The sequence below is a fragment of the Campylobacter sp. RM12654 genome (genome assembly GCF_020137585.1).
Taxonomy (GTDB): domain Bacteria; phylum Campylobacterota; class Campylobacteria; order Campylobacterales; family Campylobacteraceae; genus Campylobacter_E.
In genome coordinates this window covers 1-17,245 of the sequence record NZ_JACGAR010000031.1, presented here as the reverse complement: position 1 = coordinate 17,245, position 17,245 = coordinate 1, and the positions used below count along the sequence as shown (strand labels likewise).

The 17,245-nt window shown below is 27.5% G+C and carries 19 protein-coding genes; 17 read left to right on the top strand and 2 right to left on the bottom strand.

Annotated elements, in window-relative coordinates; all coding sequences use genetic code 11:
* Together hemW and AVBRAN12654_RS08610 are read right to left on the bottom strand one after the other, a co-directional pair.
* The coding region (gene hemW, locus AVBRAN12654_RS08615; protein WP_336614302.1) for a radical SAM family heme chaperone HemW at positions 1 to 921 on the bottom strand (921 nt) is incomplete at its 3' end.
* Position 922: 1 nt separating this feature from the next.
* Positions 923 to 1,504 (bottom strand): hypothetical protein, encoded by a 582-nt coding sequence (locus AVBRAN12654_RS08610; RefSeq protein WP_336614301.1) that lies wholly within the window; start codon positions 1,502 to 1,504, stop codon positions 923 to 925.
* Positions 1,505 to 1,626: 122 nt separating this feature from the next.
* On the opposite strand from AVBRAN12654_RS08610, the gene AVBRAN12654_RS08605 reads away from it, so the two are divergent.
* The 17 genes from AVBRAN12654_RS08605 to AVBRAN12654_RS08525 all read left to right on the top strand — a co-directional run bounded on the left by AVBRAN12654_RS08605 (position 1,627) and on the right by AVBRAN12654_RS08525 (position 17,167).
* Positions 1,627 to 2,094 (top strand): RNA pyrophosphohydrolase, encoded by a 468-nt coding sequence (locus AVBRAN12654_RS08605; RefSeq protein WP_214117753.1) that lies wholly within the window; start codon positions 1,627 to 1,629, stop codon positions 2,092 to 2,094.
* Positions 2,088 to 3,290, top strand: coding sequence for an aspartate kinase (locus AVBRAN12654_RS08600; RefSeq protein ID WP_214117752.1), 1,203 nt, complete (start codon positions 2,088 to 2,090; stop codon positions 3,288 to 3,290). The genes AVBRAN12654_RS08605 and AVBRAN12654_RS08600 overlap by 7 nt, the downstream gene beginning before the upstream one ends.
* Positions 3,290 to 3,817 (top strand): HobA family DNA replication regulator, encoded by a 528-nt coding sequence (locus AVBRAN12654_RS08595; protein WP_214117751.1) that lies wholly within the window; start codon positions 3,290 to 3,292, stop codon positions 3,815 to 3,817. The genes AVBRAN12654_RS08600 and AVBRAN12654_RS08595 overlap by 1 nt, the downstream gene beginning before the upstream one ends.
* Positions 3,814 to 4,392, top strand: coding sequence for a DNA polymerase III subunit delta' (locus AVBRAN12654_RS08590; RefSeq protein ID WP_214117750.1), 579 nt, complete (start codon positions 3,814 to 3,816; stop codon positions 4,390 to 4,392). The genes AVBRAN12654_RS08595 and AVBRAN12654_RS08590 overlap by 4 nt, the downstream gene beginning before the upstream one ends.
* Positions 4,379 to 5,488: a dihydropteroate synthase gene (folP, locus tag AVBRAN12654_RS08585; protein WP_336614300.1), complete on the top strand. Its 1,110-nt coding sequence runs from the start codon at positions 4,379 to 4,381 to the stop codon at positions 5,486 to 5,488. Before AVBRAN12654_RS08590 ends, folP begins: the two co-directional genes overlap by 14 nt.
* Entirely contained in the window at positions 5,485 to 7,416 is a 1,932-nt protein-coding gene (gene ligA / locus AVBRAN12654_RS08580; protein ID WP_336614299.1) for an NAD-dependent DNA ligase LigA, read from the top strand. The genes folP and ligA overlap by 4 nt, the downstream gene beginning before the upstream one ends.
* Entirely contained in the window at positions 7,413 to 8,108 is a 696-nt protein-coding gene (gene tlyA / locus AVBRAN12654_RS08575; protein ID WP_214149874.1) for a 23S rRNA (cytidine-2'-O)-methyltransferase TlyA, read from the top strand. Before ligA ends, tlyA begins: the two co-directional genes overlap by 4 nt.
* Positions 8,071 to 8,949 carry a bifunctional riboflavin kinase/FAD synthetase gene (locus AVBRAN12654_RS08570; RefSeq protein ID WP_336614298.1) on the top strand — a complete coding sequence of 293 codons (879 nt, stop codon included), beginning with the start codon at positions 8,071 to 8,073 and terminating at the stop codon, positions 8,947 to 8,949. The genes tlyA and AVBRAN12654_RS08570 overlap by 38 nt, the downstream gene beginning before the upstream one ends.
* Positions 8,939 to 9,649, top strand: coding sequence for a carboxy-S-adenosyl-L-methionine synthase CmoA (cmoA, locus tag AVBRAN12654_RS08565; protein WP_214117745.1), 711 nt, complete (start codon positions 8,939 to 8,941; stop codon positions 9,647 to 9,649). The genes AVBRAN12654_RS08570 and cmoA overlap by 11 nt, the downstream gene beginning before the upstream one ends.
* Before the next feature lie 276 nt (positions 9,650 to 9,925).
* The gene (locus tag AVBRAN12654_RS08560) at positions 9,926 to 10,876 is read left to right on the top strand and encodes a methionine ABC transporter ATP-binding protein (RefSeq protein ID WP_214117744.1); all 951 of its coding nucleotides are present in this window, start codon (positions 9,926 to 9,928) and stop codon (positions 10,874 to 10,876) included.
* Positions 10,873 to 11,613 (top strand): methionine ABC transporter permease, encoded by a 741-nt coding sequence (locus AVBRAN12654_RS08555; RefSeq protein WP_214117743.1) that lies wholly within the window; start codon positions 10,873 to 10,875, stop codon positions 11,611 to 11,613. The genes AVBRAN12654_RS08560 and AVBRAN12654_RS08555 overlap by 4 nt, the downstream gene beginning before the upstream one ends.
* 9 nt (positions 11,614 to 11,622) lie before the next feature.
* Positions 11,623 to 12,393, top strand: coding sequence for a MetQ/NlpA family ABC transporter substrate-binding protein (locus AVBRAN12654_RS08550; protein ID WP_214117742.1), 771 nt, complete (start codon positions 11,623 to 11,625; stop codon positions 12,391 to 12,393).
* 9 nt (positions 12,394 to 12,402) lie between these two features.
* Positions 12,403 to 13,164 (top strand): MetQ/NlpA family ABC transporter substrate-binding protein, encoded by a 762-nt coding sequence (locus AVBRAN12654_RS08545; protein WP_214117741.1) that lies wholly within the window; start codon positions 12,403 to 12,405, stop codon positions 13,162 to 13,164.
* A 64-nt stretch (positions 13,165 to 13,228) separates the two neighbouring features.
* Positions 13,229 to 14,320 (top strand): ABC transporter substrate-binding protein, encoded by a 1,092-nt coding sequence (locus AVBRAN12654_RS08540; RefSeq protein ID WP_250325850.1) that lies wholly within the window; start codon positions 13,229 to 13,231, stop codon positions 14,318 to 14,320.
* Positions 14,307 to 15,353, top strand: a complete 1,047-nt coding sequence (locus AVBRAN12654_RS08535) for a FecCD family ABC transporter permease (RefSeq protein ID WP_250325851.1) — start codon at positions 14,307 to 14,309, stop codon at positions 15,351 to 15,353. The genes AVBRAN12654_RS08540 and AVBRAN12654_RS08535 overlap by 14 nt, the downstream gene beginning before the upstream one ends.
* On the top strand, positions 15,346 to 16,140 hold the full coding sequence (locus AVBRAN12654_RS08530) for an ABC transporter ATP-binding protein (protein WP_336614297.1): 795 nt from the start codon (positions 15,346 to 15,348) through the stop codon (positions 16,138 to 16,140). Before AVBRAN12654_RS08535 ends, AVBRAN12654_RS08530 begins: the two co-directional genes overlap by 8 nt.
* Entirely contained in the window at positions 16,109 to 17,167 is a 1,059-nt protein-coding gene (locus AVBRAN12654_RS08525; protein WP_214117737.1) for a GGDEF domain-containing protein, read from the top strand. The genes AVBRAN12654_RS08530 and AVBRAN12654_RS08525 overlap by 32 nt, the downstream gene beginning before the upstream one ends.
* Positions 17,168 to 17,245 lie beyond the last annotated feature (78 nt).

Sequence of the window (17,245 nt, the reverse complement as noted above, 5' to 3'; positions counted from 1 at the left end):
AATAAGATTAATATCTACTCCTACATTTGATCTAAGTCCTAGAAAAATGCTTTCTAGTCTAATGTCATTTGGGCTTAAACTTTCTTTAATTCTAAAATATGGATTTGCTATATATTCATTTAGGTTTGAACTTGCTGTATAGCGAATATTATCGCTAGTGCCAACGCTTGAAAGTCCAATGCCTAAGTAATTTTCTTTACTCCAATAAGCTTTATTATGAGAGCATTCATATTCGCTAGAACTTGCAAAATTACTTATTTCATAAGCTTTTAGCCCGATTTTTTGCAAATTTTCATAAAAATAGCAATTTAACTCATCATCTTTTTGAATATACTCGGTTTTATTTTGAAAAGGGGTATTATCTTCTAAAATTAAAGTATAAGCACTAAGATGATTTAATTCTAGGCTTTTTATGACTTTTAATTCATCATTTAGCATATTTAAATCATCTAAATAAGTGCCATAAATTATATCTATACTAAAAGATATTTTTTCATTTTTTAATAGTTTGATTTTTTCTATAGCTTGTTTGCTTGAGTGGGCTCTATTTAAGAATTTTAATTTCTCATCATTAAAGCTTTGCACCCCAATGCTTATGCGATTTAATCCATAATTACGCATAGTATTAAGCCAATTTAAGCTTAAAGAATTTGGATTTGCTTCAGCACTGATTTCTGTATCATTATTAATATAAGGCTTTAATAATTTAAAAATATTTTCATAGTATTTTGCGTCTATAAAGCTTGGAGTTCCACCCCCAAAATATATGCTTTTTATATCTTTAGAAAATGGTAAAAACCTTGCCAAATCTAATTCTAAGGCTTTAAAATATTCGTTTATTTTTTGCTGATTTGTAAAACTAGCAAAAGAACAATAAGAGCATTTGCTAGCACAAAATGGAATATGAATATAAATTCTCATTTTATGCTTTGAAATTTAATAAATTTTCGCCTAGTTTAGCGATTTGCTCATCTATCATTTTGATAGCATTATCAAGAGTTTTATTAGCCAAACTCATATAATCATCACCGAAATTAAATCTTTTTAATGCTTCATTAAAGCCACTTAATAATCCATCTTTACCTAATCTTAGTTTATTAGCATCATTATTTGCATTTTTTAGAATTTGCTCTGCCATTCTTTTTGCAGTATTTTTTGAACCAAATTCTGCATTATCTAATAATAAATTTTTAGCACTATTGCTATCTAAATTATCATTAACTAAATCTTTAAAATTATTTAAAAATTCTTTAATATTACCCCTATTATTTGCAATTTCGTTTAAATTACCTTGAATGCTAATTTCTGTGATACTAATCTCAAAACTCATTGCAAAAAAACTATCATTTTCGCCTTTTGCTGTGAGTTTGTCTAATTCTTCGTTGCTAATATTTACGCCGTAGTTTTTTAAGCTATCTTTAATGTTTTTTTGTGCTTCATCTTTACTACTAAAAGAAGCTGCTGCTTGATAAGATAAAGTTATATTTCTAGCACTTATTTGCATTTTTTCTCCTTGAAAATCATAAGCTTCATATCGGCAAAAAATAATTATTTCTTTAGTAAAAATGTTGCTTTTAATTAAATTTTTCTTGATAGTATCGTGTGAAATTAATTTTAGGTTATTTGATGAAAAAAAGATTTAGAAAAAATGTAGCAGCTATTGTTTTGTCTCAAGAATACCCATTAAATTGTAAAATTTTAGTGGCTTTAAGACTTGATATTGATGTTTGGCAATTCCCGCAAGGTGGGATTGATGATGGAGAAAGCCCAAAAGAAGCATTAATAAGAGAGCTTGAAGAAGAATTAGGTACAAAAGAATTTGAAATCATTGCTGAATATCCTGAATGGTTAAGCTATGAATTTCCTAACGAAGCTGTTAAGAAAAAATATAATTTTGATGGGCAAACTCAAAGGTATTTTTTAGTTAAAGTAAGAGATAATAACTTGATTAATTTAAATACCAATGAACCTGAGTTTAAAGAGCATCTTTTTGTGGATTATAAGGATATAAACCCTTATATTAATCATTTTAAAAGACCACTTTATACCAAAGTTTTAAAGTATTTTCAAAAAGAAGGATTTATAGGATGTTAGTTGTTCAAAAATACGGAGGCACAAGCGTTGGCAACCTTGAACGCATAGAAAATGTTGCAAATAGGGTTATTAAGTCTAAAAAGACTTATAAAGATATAGTTGTGGTAGTTTCTGCAATGAGTGGTAGAACAAATCAATTAATTGATAATGCTAATTTTTATTCAGAAAGCCCAAATAAAAAAGAATTAGATATGTTGCTTTCTTGTGGTGAGAGAGAAACTGCTGCTTTACTTGCTATTGCACTTATGTCAAAAGGATATGATGCGATTTCTTTAAGTGGTAAAGAAGCTGGGCTTTTAACTACAGATGATTATACAAACGCAAAAATCATTGATATTGATGCAACTAGAATTAAAAAAGAACTTTCAAGTGGAAAAATAGTTGTAATAGCTGGTTTTCAAGGGTATGCAGCAAATGGAAATACTACTACACTTGGTCGTGGGGGAAGTGATTTGAGTGCTGTTGCTTTTGCAGGGGCTTTAAATGCTGATTTGTGTGAGATTTACACAGATGTTGATGGGGTTTATACTACTGATCCAAGAATTGAGCCAAAGGCTAAAAAACTTGATAAAATTTCTTATGAAGAAATGTTAGAGCTTGCTAGTTTAGGTGCTAAAGTTTTACAAAATAGAAGCGTTGAATTAGCAAAAAAATTAAATGTAAAATTAGTTACTAGAAGTAGCTTTAATGAAAATAGTGGAACAATTATAACAAGCGAGGAAAAAATGGAACAAGCATTAGTTAGTGGAATAGCATTAGATAAAAATCAAGCAAGAATAGTTTTAAGAAGAATTGAAGATAAGCCAGGAATTGCTGCTAGTATTTTTACAACTTTAGCAAAAAAAGATATTAATGTTGATATGATTATTCAAAATGTAGGTCATGATGGAACTACTAATTTAGGTTTTACCGTGCCACAAAATGAATTAAAAAATGCAAGTGAAGCTATGAGAGAGCTTTTAGGTAGTGATGTAGTAATAGAAAGCGATAGCGATATAGTTAAGGTTTCAGTAGTTGGAGTTGGTATGAAAACTCATTCAGGTGTTGCTAGTGCTGCATTTGAAGCATTGGCAAATGAAGGCATTAATATACAAATGATTTCAACAAGTGAGATTAAAATTTCTATGATTGTTAGCTCAAAATATGCTGAATTAGCAGTTAGAACACTACATAAAGTTTATAAGCTGGAAGATTAATGCAGGATTTTTTAAGTTTTGTAAAAGACTTTATCCAAAAAAAAGGTATGCTTTATAGTTGGCTAGATAGCGAAAGGTTTAAGATAAGCCCTTTGCTATCTTCTAGGCTTAGCTATTTACTAGATGGGAAAAATTTTATAGTAATTTGCGATGATGAAAGAGCTTGGTTTGAAGAATATTTTTTAAGTCTTGTAAATGCAAAAAGTGCTAGACCATTGTTGCCATTTTTTAGCTTAAAAGGTTTTAAACTTGATAATTATGATAAGAATGAAGATTTGCTTGATGATGTTTTAAGTCTAGCATATCCTAATGGTTATATTTATATTTATTTTGGTAAGGATAGTTCAAAAATGGCAAAACTTGCTAAAAATAAAAAAGATAGCTTAATGTTTATATTAGATGAAGAATATGATAATTCTTTTTGTCTTAAGTCAAGTGATGAACATTTAGATATTAAACTAATAACTATTGCTCAATTAATTAACGCTTGTTTAGACGCTATTATTTTTGCAAAGGTTAAGATTTGAGAAGTGAGATAATAATCACTCAAAGCCCTGATGATTTTATAAATGATTTAAGGCAAAAAACTAAAATCTGCAAGGTTTTTAGTGGCGATGAGTTTTTATTAGATGATGCAAAAGCGATTATGCAAAATGCTTATTTGATTGAAGAATATGATAAATATTTTGTATTATCATATAAAGAATATAGCATACAAGCTCAAAATTATATGCTAAAACTACTAGAAGAGCCACCTGCTAATGTGTATTTTAAGATTTTAGTTAGTTCAAAAAATCTTTTATTAGCAACTATTAAATCAAGATTAATTTCAAGAAAATTAGAAAATTATAAAAATAATTATGAGATTAAATTAAATCTTAAAAATATGTCGTATTTAGATATTGTAAATTACGATGTTGATAAAGCGAGTTTGAGTGAATTTATAAGTGCATTAGCTAAAGAATGCTACAAACAAGGCATAAATATTAGTAGTGATTTATTAGAAGAATTTTATAAATGCTATGAATTATCAAAGCTTAATTCAAATTCTAAAATTATAATTTCAAGGTTATTGTTAGGAATAATGCGTGAGAGAAGCTAGTTTTTATTTACTAGATGAAAACTCGGCTAAAGATATTAATTCAAGTGAGTTTGCACTAGATAGATTTTTAAAAAGAAGTAATCATCAAATAATTTATATAAAAAATATAAGCACAACCGCTGCAAATATTTTAAAACAAGACGCAATTAGCGTAGGTGCAATTGTTTTAAATCACAAAAATACAATTTTAGGTGGAGAGTATAAATACGATAGCATTTTGCTAGTTGATAGCATTAATGCAAAGGATTTAGCTAATAAGCTTAAATTGCAGCAGTTTTCTTGCATAAGACTTAGTAAATTTTTAAACGAATTAAAAATAAGCAAAAAATATCCAAAAATTATGGGTATTATGAATATTAATGATGATAGTTTTTATGAAAGTTCTAGGATTAGTGAGAAGGAATTTTTAGCTAAGGCTTATGAGTTTATTGACAATGGTGCAAGTATTATTGATATCGGTGCTATGAGTTCAAGACCTAATTCTGCTTATTTAGGAGCGAAATTAGAGCTTGATAGATTAAAGCCTATTTTTAATTTAATAAAAGAACATAAATTATGCGATAAGATAGATTTTAGCTTGGATAGTTTTGATGAGATTTGCTTAACAAATGCTCTTGATATTGGCTTTAAATATATAAATGATATTAGTGCTAATACTAAGCTATCAAAACTAGCTTTAAAATATGACGCTACTTATATTTTAATGCACTCACAAAATAATTATTTTGATAATTATATAAATAATACTGGCTTAAGCAACTCAAATTCCAATTCTAAATTCTTTATTTTAGATAGCGTTTATGAGTTCTTTTTAAATAAATTAAGCGAAATAGAAAGTAAAGTAATAATTGATGTTGGAATAGGTTTTGGCAAAAGTGAGTATGAGAATTTAGTTTTAGTAAAATATTTAAATCATTTTAAGACCTTAAATAAACCTATTTTATTAGCAGCTTCAAATAAAAGATTTTTAGGTGAGCATAAAGAAGCTTTAAGTTTAATCACTCACGCTAATTCAAATGCTGATTATATTAGAGTTCATGATGTAATAGGGCAAAATGCAATGATAAATTATCTTAAAAAAATGGAAAGTATATGAAAGAGTATTTAGAAAATATTAAATTAGCAAATAAATGGGCAAAGGCTTATTATTTAGGAGAAAATCCACTTGCAAGTGATGCTGAATACGACGCACTTATGAAAAAAATAAAAGATTATGAGAGTTTAAATCCAAATGATATAAGCCCTGATTCTCCAACGCAAAAAGTATTGCCAATCAATCTAAAAGATGTAAATGATGGCTTTAATAAATTAGCTCATCTTAGCAGAATGTATTCTATGGAAGATGTTTTTAATGAAGATGAATTACACGCTTGGATAAAAAGAGCAAAAGCAGAAGATGAAGAATTTTTCATTGAGCCAAAATTTGATGGAGCTAGTTTAAACTTAATTTATGAAAATGGTAAATTAATTCACGCAATTACTCGTGGAGATGGTAGTGTAGGCGATGATATTACTCTAAATGCTATGCAAATTACTTCAATTCCTAAGAGTATTGCTTATAAAGAATTGATTGAAATTAGGGGCGAAATTGTTATTTTAAAAGATGATTTTTTGAAGTTAAATGAAATAAAATTAGCAAATAATGAAAGCTTATTTTCAAATCCAAGAAATGCTGCAAGTGGTTCATTAAGACTTAAAGAACCAAGCGAAGTTGCAAAGAGAAATTTACAATTTTATCCGCACGGAATAGGGCAAAACTCACTAAGTTTTACAAAGCATAGCGAAGCAATGGAATTTATTAGAAGTTTAGGTTTTTTAAAAGATGATTTTTGCAAGGTTGTTAGGGCTAATAAATTGCAAATTGAGTATGAGAATTTACAAAATGATAGATTAAATAAAAAAATGATGTTAGATGGTTTTGTTTTAAGGATAAATGATTTAAGTAAATGCACTGAATTTACAAGCAAATTTCCAAAATTTATGGCTGCTTATAAATTTGAACCTTTAGAGCAAATTACAAAATTAATTGATGTTAGTTATCAAGTAGGAAGAACGGGAGTAATAACCCCTGTTGGAACACTTGAGCCTACTAATATTGATGGAGCTATAGTTAAATCAGTAACTTTACATAATTACGATGAGATAACTAGGCTTGATTTGATGATTAATGATAGCGTTAGCATAATTAGAAGTGGAGATGTTATACCAAAATTAACTCGTGTTTATAAAGAAAGAAGAGATGGCACACAAATTAAAATTCCAAAGCCAATAAATTGTCCATCTTGTAATGAAACTTTATTAGATGATGGAGCTTTAATTAAATGTATAAATCTTAATTGCAAGGCAAAAATGCTAAATCAATTAATATATTTTGCGAGTAAAAAATGCCTAAATATAGATGGTTTAGGGGATAAAATTATTGAATTGTTATTTAAACTTGAAAAAATCAGCACATTTGAGTGTATTTATGAGCTAAAATACGAAGATTTTCAAGGTCTTGAGGGTTTTGCTGATAAAAAGATAACTAATATTTTAACTTCTATTGAAAAATCAAAAGATTGCGAATTAGCAAGTTTTATAAATGCTTTAGGATGTGAGCATATTGGAGAAGTAGCTGCTAGCAAGGTTGCTAGTGAATTTGGATTTGATTGGTATTTAAAAGATGAGATTGATTATTTAAAATTAGATGGATTTGGAGAGCAAATGGCTAAATCTATTGCTAATTTTTGCGTGATTAATAAAGAGCTAATTATTAGATTTTATGAGATTTTAAGGCTAAAAAATACAAATATAAAATCTAGTGATAAATTTGCAAATACGACTTTTGTAATAACTGGCACACTTAGTAATCCAAGAGAATATTATGAAAATATAATCAAAGAAAACGGCGGAAAAACTAGCTCAAGTGTTAGCAAAAAAACTTCTTATTTATTGTGTGGAGATGATGCAGGAAGTAAGCTTACTAAAGCTAAAGAATTAGGCATTAAGATACTTAATGAAGATGAGTTTAAGGCACTTTTATGAGAGCTGATTTATTCGTAGCAAATAAATTAAATATAAGCCGAAATAAAGCTCAAGAATTATTAGAAAATGAAAAAGTATTAATCAATAATGAAGTAAAAAAGGCAAGTGATAAGATACTGCAAGATTATGAATGTAAATTATTAGATGAAGTTTATGTTAGCAGGGCTGCTTATAAATTAAAAGGATTTTTAGAAGAATTTGAATTAAAAATTAGCGGAATTAATTGCTTAGATGTTGGCTCTAGCACGGGTGGATTTACCCAAATATTACTTGAAAATAATGCTTTAAGTGTTACTTGTGTAGATGTTGGAGATAAACAATTGCATAATAGTTTAAGAGCAAATCCAAAGGTAAAAGTATTTGAAAATACAGATATTAGAGATTTTAAATCAGCTCCATTTGAAATAGTTGTGTGCGATTTAAGTTTTATATCAGCTAGATTGATAATAAATGATTTAATAAGACTAAGTAGCAAGTATTTAATCATTTTATTTAAACCACAATTTGAAGTAGGAATTAATGTAAAACGTTCTAAAAATGGTGTGGTAAAAGATGAAAAAGCCGTGCTTAAATCTTGTGAAGAATTTGAAAAAGAAGTAATAAGATTAGGTTTGATTTTACTTAAAAAATCAAAATCAAAACTTAGCGGAAAAGATGGAAATTATGAATATTTTTACGCTTTTTCAAAATGAAATAATAAAAGCAAACAAATGTGATTTAGAAAATATTACAAGTTTAGCAATAGGGTGTTTTGATGCTTTACATTTAGGGCATTTTGAACTGATAAAAAGGCTTGATGATAATGGAGCTTTATTAATAATATATAAAAAAACAAGAGAATTAGTTCCGATAATTTATAAGCAAGAATTGCTAAATTGCAAAATATTTTTTGTAAATCTTGATGAGATAAAAGATGAAAATGCGTATAATTTTACACAAAATATTATGTATAATTTTACACAACTTAAATATTTTGTAGCAGGATATGATTTTCATTTTGGTAAAAATAGACAAGCTCACGCAAAAGAATTGCAAGAATTTTCTGGGCTACGATGTATTATCGTAGATGAATTTAAAATAGATAATATAAGCGTTCATTCAAGTTTGATTAAAGAATGTTTATTGAATGCTGATTTAGAAAGTGTGAATAAATTTTTAGGTAGAAATTATTTCATTCAAGGAAGACAAATCAAAGGTCAAGGTTTAGGAGCTAAATTTTTTGTCCCTACTATTAATGTAGATTATGATAATTATTTTTTACCAAAAGAAGGTGTTTATTTTACTAAGGTTTATTTAGATAATGAGTGTTATTTTGCAGCTACTTTTTTAGGCAAACGCTCAACTGATTTAAATACGGCTTTAGAAGTGCATATTTTAAATAGTTCAAATTCTTATTTTAAATTCCACAAAATTAAAATAGAGTTTTTAGAATTTTTTAGAGAGAATAAAAAATTTGATAATTTTGATAGTTTAAAAGAACAAATCAACTTAGACATAAAAGCTCTAAGTTTAAAGGCTAAAGATGAAAGATGAAGTTTTTAACGAAGAATTAATAAAACAATTTGAATTTGATGAAAAAGTGGTGCGTGTGTTTGATGATATGGTTACTCGTAGTGTGCCGTATTATTTGCAAAATCAAGAATTAATTTTTAAAATTCTAAGTCAGATTTTGCCAAAAAATGCAAAGGTTTTAGATTTAGGTTGCTCAACTGCAAATACACTTTTAGCACTTTCAAAAAGAGATGATTTAGAGCTTTTTGGACTTGATAATTCAGAGCAAATGCTAAATAGGGCTAGAATTAAGGCTAGTGATTTAGGTGTTAAAATTAATTTGATTAATAAAAATATAGAAGATATTTTAAGTCTTAATGATAGTTTTGATGCGATAATTTGTTCTTATACCTTGCATTTTATTAGACCGCTTTTAAGAGAAGATTTATTACAAAAAATATATAAGTTATTAAATAAGAATGGGATTTTTATTTTATGCGAAAAAGTGCTTTATGAAAATAAAATTTTACAAAAAAATATAATTGATATTTACGAAAATTATAAGGAATTGCAAGGATATTCAAGATATGAAATAGCTCAAAAAAGAGCTGCTTTAGAAAATGTTTTAATACCTTTTACTTATGATGAAAATATAAAAATTTTAAGCAACGCTAATTTTAAGCAAATTGATTGCTTTTTTAGGTGGGCAAATTTTTGCTCTTTTATAGCTTTTAAGCTTTAAATGTTACGAAATGTAACAAATAATATAAAATTATTTTAAAAATATCTTGACATCAAAAATATTTTTTGCTTTAATCAACAAATATTTTTAAACAAAGGATTTTAAATGATGATGCAGATGCGCTAGCGTCTGGCTTTTAAAGACTTTCTTTTTTAGCTAGACGCAAATTAATTATATTAAAGCAAGCAAGCTAAAAAAGAAAGATAAAATATTTTTGCAACTTACAAAACTCTCAAAAATTTTTATTTTTCTTTAAATTAAATTTTAAGGAAAGTTATGATTGAAATTAAAAATCTTAAAAAGTATTACGGAAATACTTGCGTAATAAACGATGTAAGTCTTGATATTAAAAAGGGCGAGATTTATGCTATTGTCGGACAAAGTGGAGCTGGTAAAAGCACACTTTTAAGATGTATAAATGCACTTGAAAGCTATCAAGCAGGTTCATTAAAAGTATTTAATCAAGAAATTAAAGACCTTAAAGAAGAAGAGTTAAGAAAATTAAGAACCGAAGTTGGAATGATTTTTCAACATTTTGCTTTAATGGGTAGAAAGAGTGCTTATGAAAATATTGCAATGCCTTTACTTTTACATAAAAAAGATAATGTAGATAAAAGGGTTAAAGAATTGCTTGATTTGGTTGGATTAAGCGATAAGGCTAATTCATATCCTGCAAATCTTAGTGGTGGTCAAAAGCAAAGAATTGCAATAGCAAGAGCACTTGCACTAAATCCTAAGATTTTATTAAGCGATGAAGCAACTAGTGCACTTGATCCTGCTACTACTAATCAAATCTTAGATTTATTAAAGCAAATAAACAAAGATTTAGGCATTAGCGTTGTATTAGTAACTCATGAGATGGACGCTGTTAAAAGAGTAGCTGATAAAGCTTGTTTATTAAGTGGTGGAGAAATCATTGGCAATGGAGAAATTAGCGAAATATTTTTAAAACCAAGTAAGAAGATGAGAGAATTCTTAGATGAGAGTGATTGTGTGCCAGAAAGTGGGCTTAATATAAGATTAATTTTCCCTAAAGAAGTAGCACTTGATGGAGTAATTTCTAAAATGGCAAGAGAGCTTAATATTGATTTTTCAATAGTTTGGGGAAAAATTGAAAAGCTAAATGATATTGCACTTGGTTCACTTATTATAAATATTAATCCAAGTGATAAACAAAGAGTGTGTGAATATATTAATAAAAGTGGCGTTTTATGGGAGGAAGTATGAATTATTTTGATAATTTTCTAAGTCATTTTGACAAGATTTTATATCCTGCATTAAAAGAGACTTTATATATGAGTATTAGTGCTACTATTATTGGTTTTGCACTAGGACTTGTTTTAGGAATATTTCTTTTTGTTAGTAAAAAGGGTGGTTTGTATGAGAATTTAGGCTTTTATAGAGTGCTTGATTTTGTAGTGAATATATTCCGTTCTTTTCCGTTTTTAGTATTAATTATTGCTTTAATTCCTTTTACAAAGTTTTTAATAGGAAAAAGCATAGGAACAACTGCGGCTATTGTGCCACTTACAATTGGAATTGCTCCATTTATTGCAAAATTAGTGCAAAGTGCTTTAAATGAAGTAGATTACGGAATAATTGAAGCAGCTAAGAGTTATGGTGCTAGTAGAATACAAATTATTTTTAAGGTCGTATTGTATGAAGCGTTACCGGCGTTAATTAATGCAGCAACGCTTACTTTAATAGTAGTCATTGGATATAGTGCAATGGCAGGAATTGTAGGAGGTGGGGGACTTGGCGATGTTGCTAATCGCTATGGTTATCAAAGATTTAAAACAGATATTATGGTAGAAACGGTTATTGTTTTGATTGTATTGGTTCAAATCGTTCAGATTTGGGGGGATTTAGTTGAAAAAGCTTTAAGAAAAGGTAAGGATAAATATCTTTATATTTCAATTTTAGCTTTAGTTATTTTATTTATTTATTCAGGAAATTTTATTTAAGGAGATATTATGAAAAGATTGTTTAGTTTAGCTGCTTGTTTGGCTTTAAGTGCAAATTTATTTGCTGATGTTATTAGTGTAGGTGCAACACCTGTTCCACATGCTGAAATTTTAGAAGAAGTTGCAAAAATTGTTAAAGAAAAAGGTCATGAGTTAAAAATCGTTGAGTTTAATGACTATGTATTGCCAAATCTAGCGGTTGATGATGGCGAAATAGATGCAAATTTTTTCCAACATAAACCATATTTAGATGAGTTTAATAAGCAAAAAGGAACAAAATTAACTCCAGTTGCACCAGTTCATCTTGAGCCAATGGGAGCATATTCTAAAAAGATTAAAGATATTAAAGATTTAGGAGATAAGGCTTTAATTTATATTCCAAATGACCCAACAAATGAAAGTAGAGCTTTAGATATACTTGAAGCTGCAGGGCTTATTGAACTTGATAAAAATGTAGAGCTAAAAACTCCACTAGATATCGTAAAAAACCCTAAAAATCTTGATATAAAAGAGTTAGAAGCTGCACAATTACCAAGAGTTTTAGATGAGTGCGATTTAGCTGTGATTAATTCAAATTACGCATTAGCAGCGAAGTTAAATCCTACAAAAGATGCGGTAATTATTGAGGGTAAAGATAGTCCATATACTAATGTTTTAGTAGTTAAGACTGATAATATTAATAGTGATAAGACAAAGGTTTTAGTTGATTCTATAAATGATGCAAGAATTAAAAAATTTATAGAAGAAAAATATAAGGGCGAAATAATCCCAAGTTTTTAAGGAGAAAATATGAAAAAATTAGCTTTAAGTTTAGCATTTTGTTTATACGCTAGTGCGGAAATTTTAAGAGTAGGGATTACTCCATATCCAAATGCTACTATTTTAGAAAATGTAAAAGATGATTTAAAAGAGCTTGGATATGAGTTAAAAGTTGTAGAATTTAATGATTATATTCTGCCAAATCTTGCATTAAATGACGGGGAATTAGATGCTAATATGTATCAACATAAGCCTTTTTTAGAAGACTTTAACGAGAGTAAAGGCACTGATTTAGTAGCGGTTGCTAATGTGTTTTTACCTCCAATGGCAGCATATTCAAAAAAGGTAAAAGATATTAAAGAATTAAAAAATAATGCTTTAGTATATATCCCAAATGACCCAACAAATGAAAGCAGGGCTTTAGACATACTTGAAGCAGCTGGACTTATTAAGACAAATAAGGAAGTAAAATTTAGAAGCGTTATTGATATTACGGAAAATCCTTTAAATCTTGATATAAAAGAGTTAGAAGCTGCACAGGTTCCAAGAGTTTTAGATGAGTGTGATTTGGCTGTAATTAATACAAATTACGCATTAGCAGCGAAGTTAAATCCTACAAAGGATTCTATAATATTAGAAGATTTAAATAGCCCTTATGTAAATGTTATTGCTGTTAAAAAAGGCAATGAAAATAATGAAGGGGTAAAAGCTTTAATAAAGGTTATAAAAACAGAAAAAATTAAGAAGATACTTGAAGAGCAATTTAAAGGTGCTATAATCCCAGCATTTTAATGATTAGGAATTTGCTTTTGGCAAATTCCTTTTTTTTTATTTCTTTAAAATTTAAGGAGAAGTGTTGAGATTTATTCTACTATTTTTATTATCATTTAGCTTGTTTGCTAAGGAAATTACTTTCAAAGATGTAACAGGAAACGAAATTACTTTAAATACCCCAGTTAATAGAATAGCTTTAGGTTTTTACTATACAGATTTTTTAGCAGTTGGTGGAGAAAAATCATTTGATAAGGTTGTTGGTTTTTCAAAAGCAGTTTGGAGTGAATGGAGTCCAATTTCTTGGCAAATGTATTTAGATGTAATGCCTAATTTAGACAAAATTGCAGATTTTGGTGAAGCAGAATCAGGCACATTGTCAATTGAAAAAATATTAGAATTAGAACCTGATGTATTAGTTTTAGCTAAATGGCAATATGATACATTAAAAGATACTTTAAATCCAATTAAACTAGCAAATATCCCAATAATAGTAGTAGATTATCACGAAGGAAAATTACAAAACCACGAGATAAGCACTAAAATTTTTGGAATTTTAACCAACCAAGAAAAAAGAGCTGAAGAAATTATGAATGATTATAAAAGTCGTTTAGAATTAATTCAGACAAGAACTAAAGATATTAAAAATAAAGTAAAAGTTTATATAGAATACGGAATTAATGGCCCTAGTGATAATGGAGTTACATATTCACATTATATGTGGGGAAGTTTGATTGATAAAGCAAATGCTAAGAGTATTGCTGATGGATTTATTAAGACTTGGGGAGCTATTAATCCTGAAGAAATCATAGTTCAAGACCCTGAAGTAATTATTATAGCAGGTCGTGAAAGCGAGCTTAAGAAAAATAAAACTTCAATGGTAATGGGTAATAATATAAGTTTTGATGAAGCAAATACTAGGTTAAGAGGGTTTTCTAATAGAACTACTTGGCAAGATTTAAACGCAGTAAAAAATCATAGAATTTATGGTGGTTATCATAGTATGCTAAGGACTTTAGGGGATATTTTTATGTTAGAATTTGTAGCAAAAGCTGCTTACCCTGAGTTGTTTAGCGATATTAATCCAAGTGATGATTATATTAATTATCATAAGAAATATTTGCCAATTATTCCTGATGGAACTTTTATGTTAAAGCTTGATGATGAGAAATTTTAATAGAGAAATTCTTTCATATAAAGCAATTGTTTATAAGAGATTGGGATTTTTACTAATCTCTTTTTTATTAGCATTAGTATTTTTTATACTAGATATTTCTACAGGACCAGCTCAACTTGATTTAATTATTGTATGTAAAGCTTTATTATCTAAAGCACTTGATATAGATATACAAAAGAATTTCGTTAATATTGTTTATAATTTAAGATTGCCTATGGCATTAATGGCACTTGTTGTTGGAGCTTCATTAGGACTTGGCGGAGCTTTAATGCAAACTATTTTAAATAATTCTTTAGCTAGTCCATATACTTTAGGTCTTAGTGCTGCAGCTGGATTTGGAGCTTCATTAGTGATTGCATTTAATATAAGTTTTATAAGTTCTTTTATTAGCATTCCATTAGGAGCATTTTGTGCTAGTTTGTTAAGCTCTGCAATATTATTTATGTTTGCTAAAAATAACAAATATAACACTCAAAGTTTAGTTTTAGTTGGTATTGCTTTATTGTTTTTATTTCAGTCTTTTTTATCTTTAGTGCAATTTTTATCAAGTCCTGAAGTATCTCAACAAATATTATTTTGGCTATTTGGAAGTTTGCAAAAAGCTAATTATACGAATATTTTAATAGTATTTTTGGTTACTTTATTTTGTTATTTAATTTTATTAAAAGATAATTGGGCTTTAAGTGTATTTAGGCTTGGGGAGAAAAATGCTAAAGTTTTAGGGGTTAATTTAGTATATTTAAGAATTAAAGTTTTATTATGTGTTTCTTTTGTTAGTTCTGTTGCTATTTCTTTTGTGGGCGTTATAGGTTTTATAGGTCTTGTTGCACCACATATTGCAAGGCTTATTATAGGAGAAGACCAAAGATTTTTCTTACCAGCTTCAATGATAATAGGAGCTTTATTTTTAAGTTTAGCTTCTAGTGTTTCAAAATTGATAATTCCTGGTAGTTTATTTCCTATAGGAATAGTAACCTCTTTTATTGGTGTTCCTTTTTTCTTTTTTATTATATTAAGGAATAAAAATGCTTAAAATTAATAATCTAAATATAAAAAAAGGAAATAAGACTATTTTAAATAATATAAACCTAGAATTTAAATCAGGTAAAATTTATGCTATTTTAGGTGCTAATGGTGTAGGTAAAAGCACATTATTAGATGCTATTTTTCAACTTGATAAAAAACATAATATGACTTATCGTAATATTAATTCAGATAATATTAAAAAATGGCAAAGTAATATAGGTTATATGTTACAAAGTTTTCATACCCATACAAACCTTAGTGCTTTAGAAGTAGTTTTACTAGGTGCTTATAATGAATTAGGTTTAAAAATAAGCGATGAAATTTTAAATAAAGCAGTTAATGTTTTAAAGGAATTTAAAATTTCGCATCTTGCTAATATTAATATTAAAGATTTATCTGGCGGTCAAAGACAAATGATAGCTTTTGCTCAAGTTTTGCTTAAAAACCCAAGTATTTTATTACTTGATGAGCCTGTAAGTGCATTAGATATTAAACACCAATGTATTTTATTAGAAGCTTTAAAAAAGATTACAATTGAAAATGATTTAATAAGCATAGTTGTTTTACATGATTTAAATTTAGCGAGTTTATATTGTGATGAAGCAATTTTTTTACATAACAACAAGGTTTATAAAAATGGAAAGATTAACGATGTTATTACACTTGATTTAATACGAGAAATTTATGAAATCAAGGCAAATTTAAGTATAGTTGAAAACAAGAAATTTATTCAAATATTAGGTTCATTAAACAAGGAAAATTATGACAACTCAAATCAAGCAGTTAATATCTAGACTGATTAATTTTTATGATTATATTTATTTAATCATACTTTTGGCGACAATTTTACATGTGTCCTTTTTGTTTATATTTTATTATATGAAAATATATGAGCTATTTTATGTAAATATAGTCTCAACCTTAATTTATGTATTAATAATTACAAATTTTAGTAGCGATAAAATAAAAATTTATTATGCCGTTGTATATTTTGAAGTTTTAATCCATCAGCTAATCGCAATTTATTACTTAGGTAGTGCTAGTGGATTTGACTTGTTATTATGTTGTTTGATACTTGTGCAATTTTTATTTTTTAAGAAAAGCACCTGTTTTGTATCAACAATTTTAATTATTTTTTTAATTTATCTTAGTTATTTTCAAGCAGATTCTATTGTGCTACATAGTGATAAATTTTTTGAAATTAACGAATATAAAAATGCAAATATTGTTCTTTATCCAATCAATTTAGCGGTTTTATTGGTATTTTTAGTGGTTTATGGTGTATTGGTAACCGTTATTCCTAGTAAAAAAATTAACGATTTAGCTCAAATTGTATATAAAGATTTTTTAACAGGTTTATATAATAGAAAATATATGGAAGATGTTGTGTTATCAAAATATAACAAACAAAGAATTTTAATTGCGGTATGTGATATTGATAATTTTAAACATATAAATGATACTTATGGTCACCAAACCGGAGATATTGTGCTAAAAATGTTGGCTATAGTTTTAATCAATAAGTATAAAAAATATTCTGATTTTAATATTAATATTTGTAGATGGGGTGGGGAAGAATTTTTAATCATTGCAGATATTGATAATAAAAAAGATGCTGAAATATTTTTAAATGACATTAGAGAAGAAGTGTTTAAATTAAAGATAAGTGATTTGCAAGAAACAATAAGTATTACAATAGGTGGATATATAGCTAATTTTAATCAAAAAGATTATAAGCAACTATTTGAAATTGCTGATAAGAATTTGTATCTTGGCAAGAATACGGGTAAAAATAAATGCGTAGTGAGTGTTGAAGAATAATAAAATTATGTAAGTTTTGCCTAGTTTTATCTAGTGAGCTTTAATTATTAGAATTAAAAAACCAATAAAATATAATAC

Bases quoted from the DNA above. Each gene is read 5' to 3' on its own strand.
- AVBRAN12654_RS08610 (WP_336614301.1), bottom strand. From the start codon at position 1,504: ATGCAAATAAGTGCTAGAAATATAACTTTATCTTATCAAGCAGCAGCT.
- AVBRAN12654_RS08605 (WP_214117753.1), top strand. From the start codon at position 1,627: ATGAAAAAAAGATTTAGAAAAAATGTAGCAGCTATTGTTTTGTCTCAA.
- AVBRAN12654_RS08600 (WP_214117752.1), top strand. From the start codon at position 2,088: ATGTTAGTTGTTCAAAAATACGGAGGCACAAGCGTTGGCAACCTTGAA.
- AVBRAN12654_RS08595 (WP_214117751.1), top strand. From the start codon at position 3,290: ATGCAGGATTTTTTAAGTTTTGTAAAAGACTTTATCCAAAAAAAAGGT.
- ligA (WP_336614299.1), top strand. From the start codon at position 5,485: ATGAAAGAGTATTTAGAAAATATTAAATTAGCAAATAAATGGGCAAAG.
- tlyA (WP_214149874.1), top strand. From the start codon at position 7,413: ATGAGAGCTGATTTATTCGTAGCAAATAAATTAAATATAAGCCGAAAT.
- AVBRAN12654_RS08570 (WP_336614298.1), top strand. From the start codon at position 8,071: ATGGAAATTATGAATATTTTTACGCTTTTTCAAAATGAAATAATAAAA.
- cmoA (WP_214117745.1), top strand. From the start codon at position 8,939: ATGAAAGATGAAGTTTTTAACGAAGAATTAATAAAACAATTTGAATTT.
- AVBRAN12654_RS08560 (WP_214117744.1), top strand. From the start codon at position 9,926: ATGATTGAAATTAAAAATCTTAAAAAGTATTACGGAAATACTTGCGTA.
- AVBRAN12654_RS08555 (WP_214117743.1), top strand. From the start codon at position 10,873: ATGAATTATTTTGATAATTTTCTAAGTCATTTTGACAAGATTTTATAT.
- AVBRAN12654_RS08550 (WP_214117742.1), top strand. From the start codon at position 11,623: ATGAAAAGATTGTTTAGTTTAGCTGCTTGTTTGGCTTTAAGTGCAAAT.
- AVBRAN12654_RS08545 (WP_214117741.1), top strand. From the start codon at position 12,403: ATGAAAAAATTAGCTTTAAGTTTAGCATTTTGTTTATACGCTAGTGCG.
- AVBRAN12654_RS08535 (WP_250325851.1), top strand. From the start codon at position 14,307: ATGAGAAATTTTAATAGAGAAATTCTTTCATATAAAGCAATTGTTTAT.
- AVBRAN12654_RS08530 (WP_336614297.1), top strand. From the start codon at position 15,346: ATGCTTAAAATTAATAATCTAAATATAAAAAAAGGAAATAAGACTATT.
- AVBRAN12654_RS08525 (WP_214117737.1), top strand. From the start codon at position 16,109: ATGACAACTCAAATCAAGCAGTTAATATCTAGACTGATTAATTTTTAT.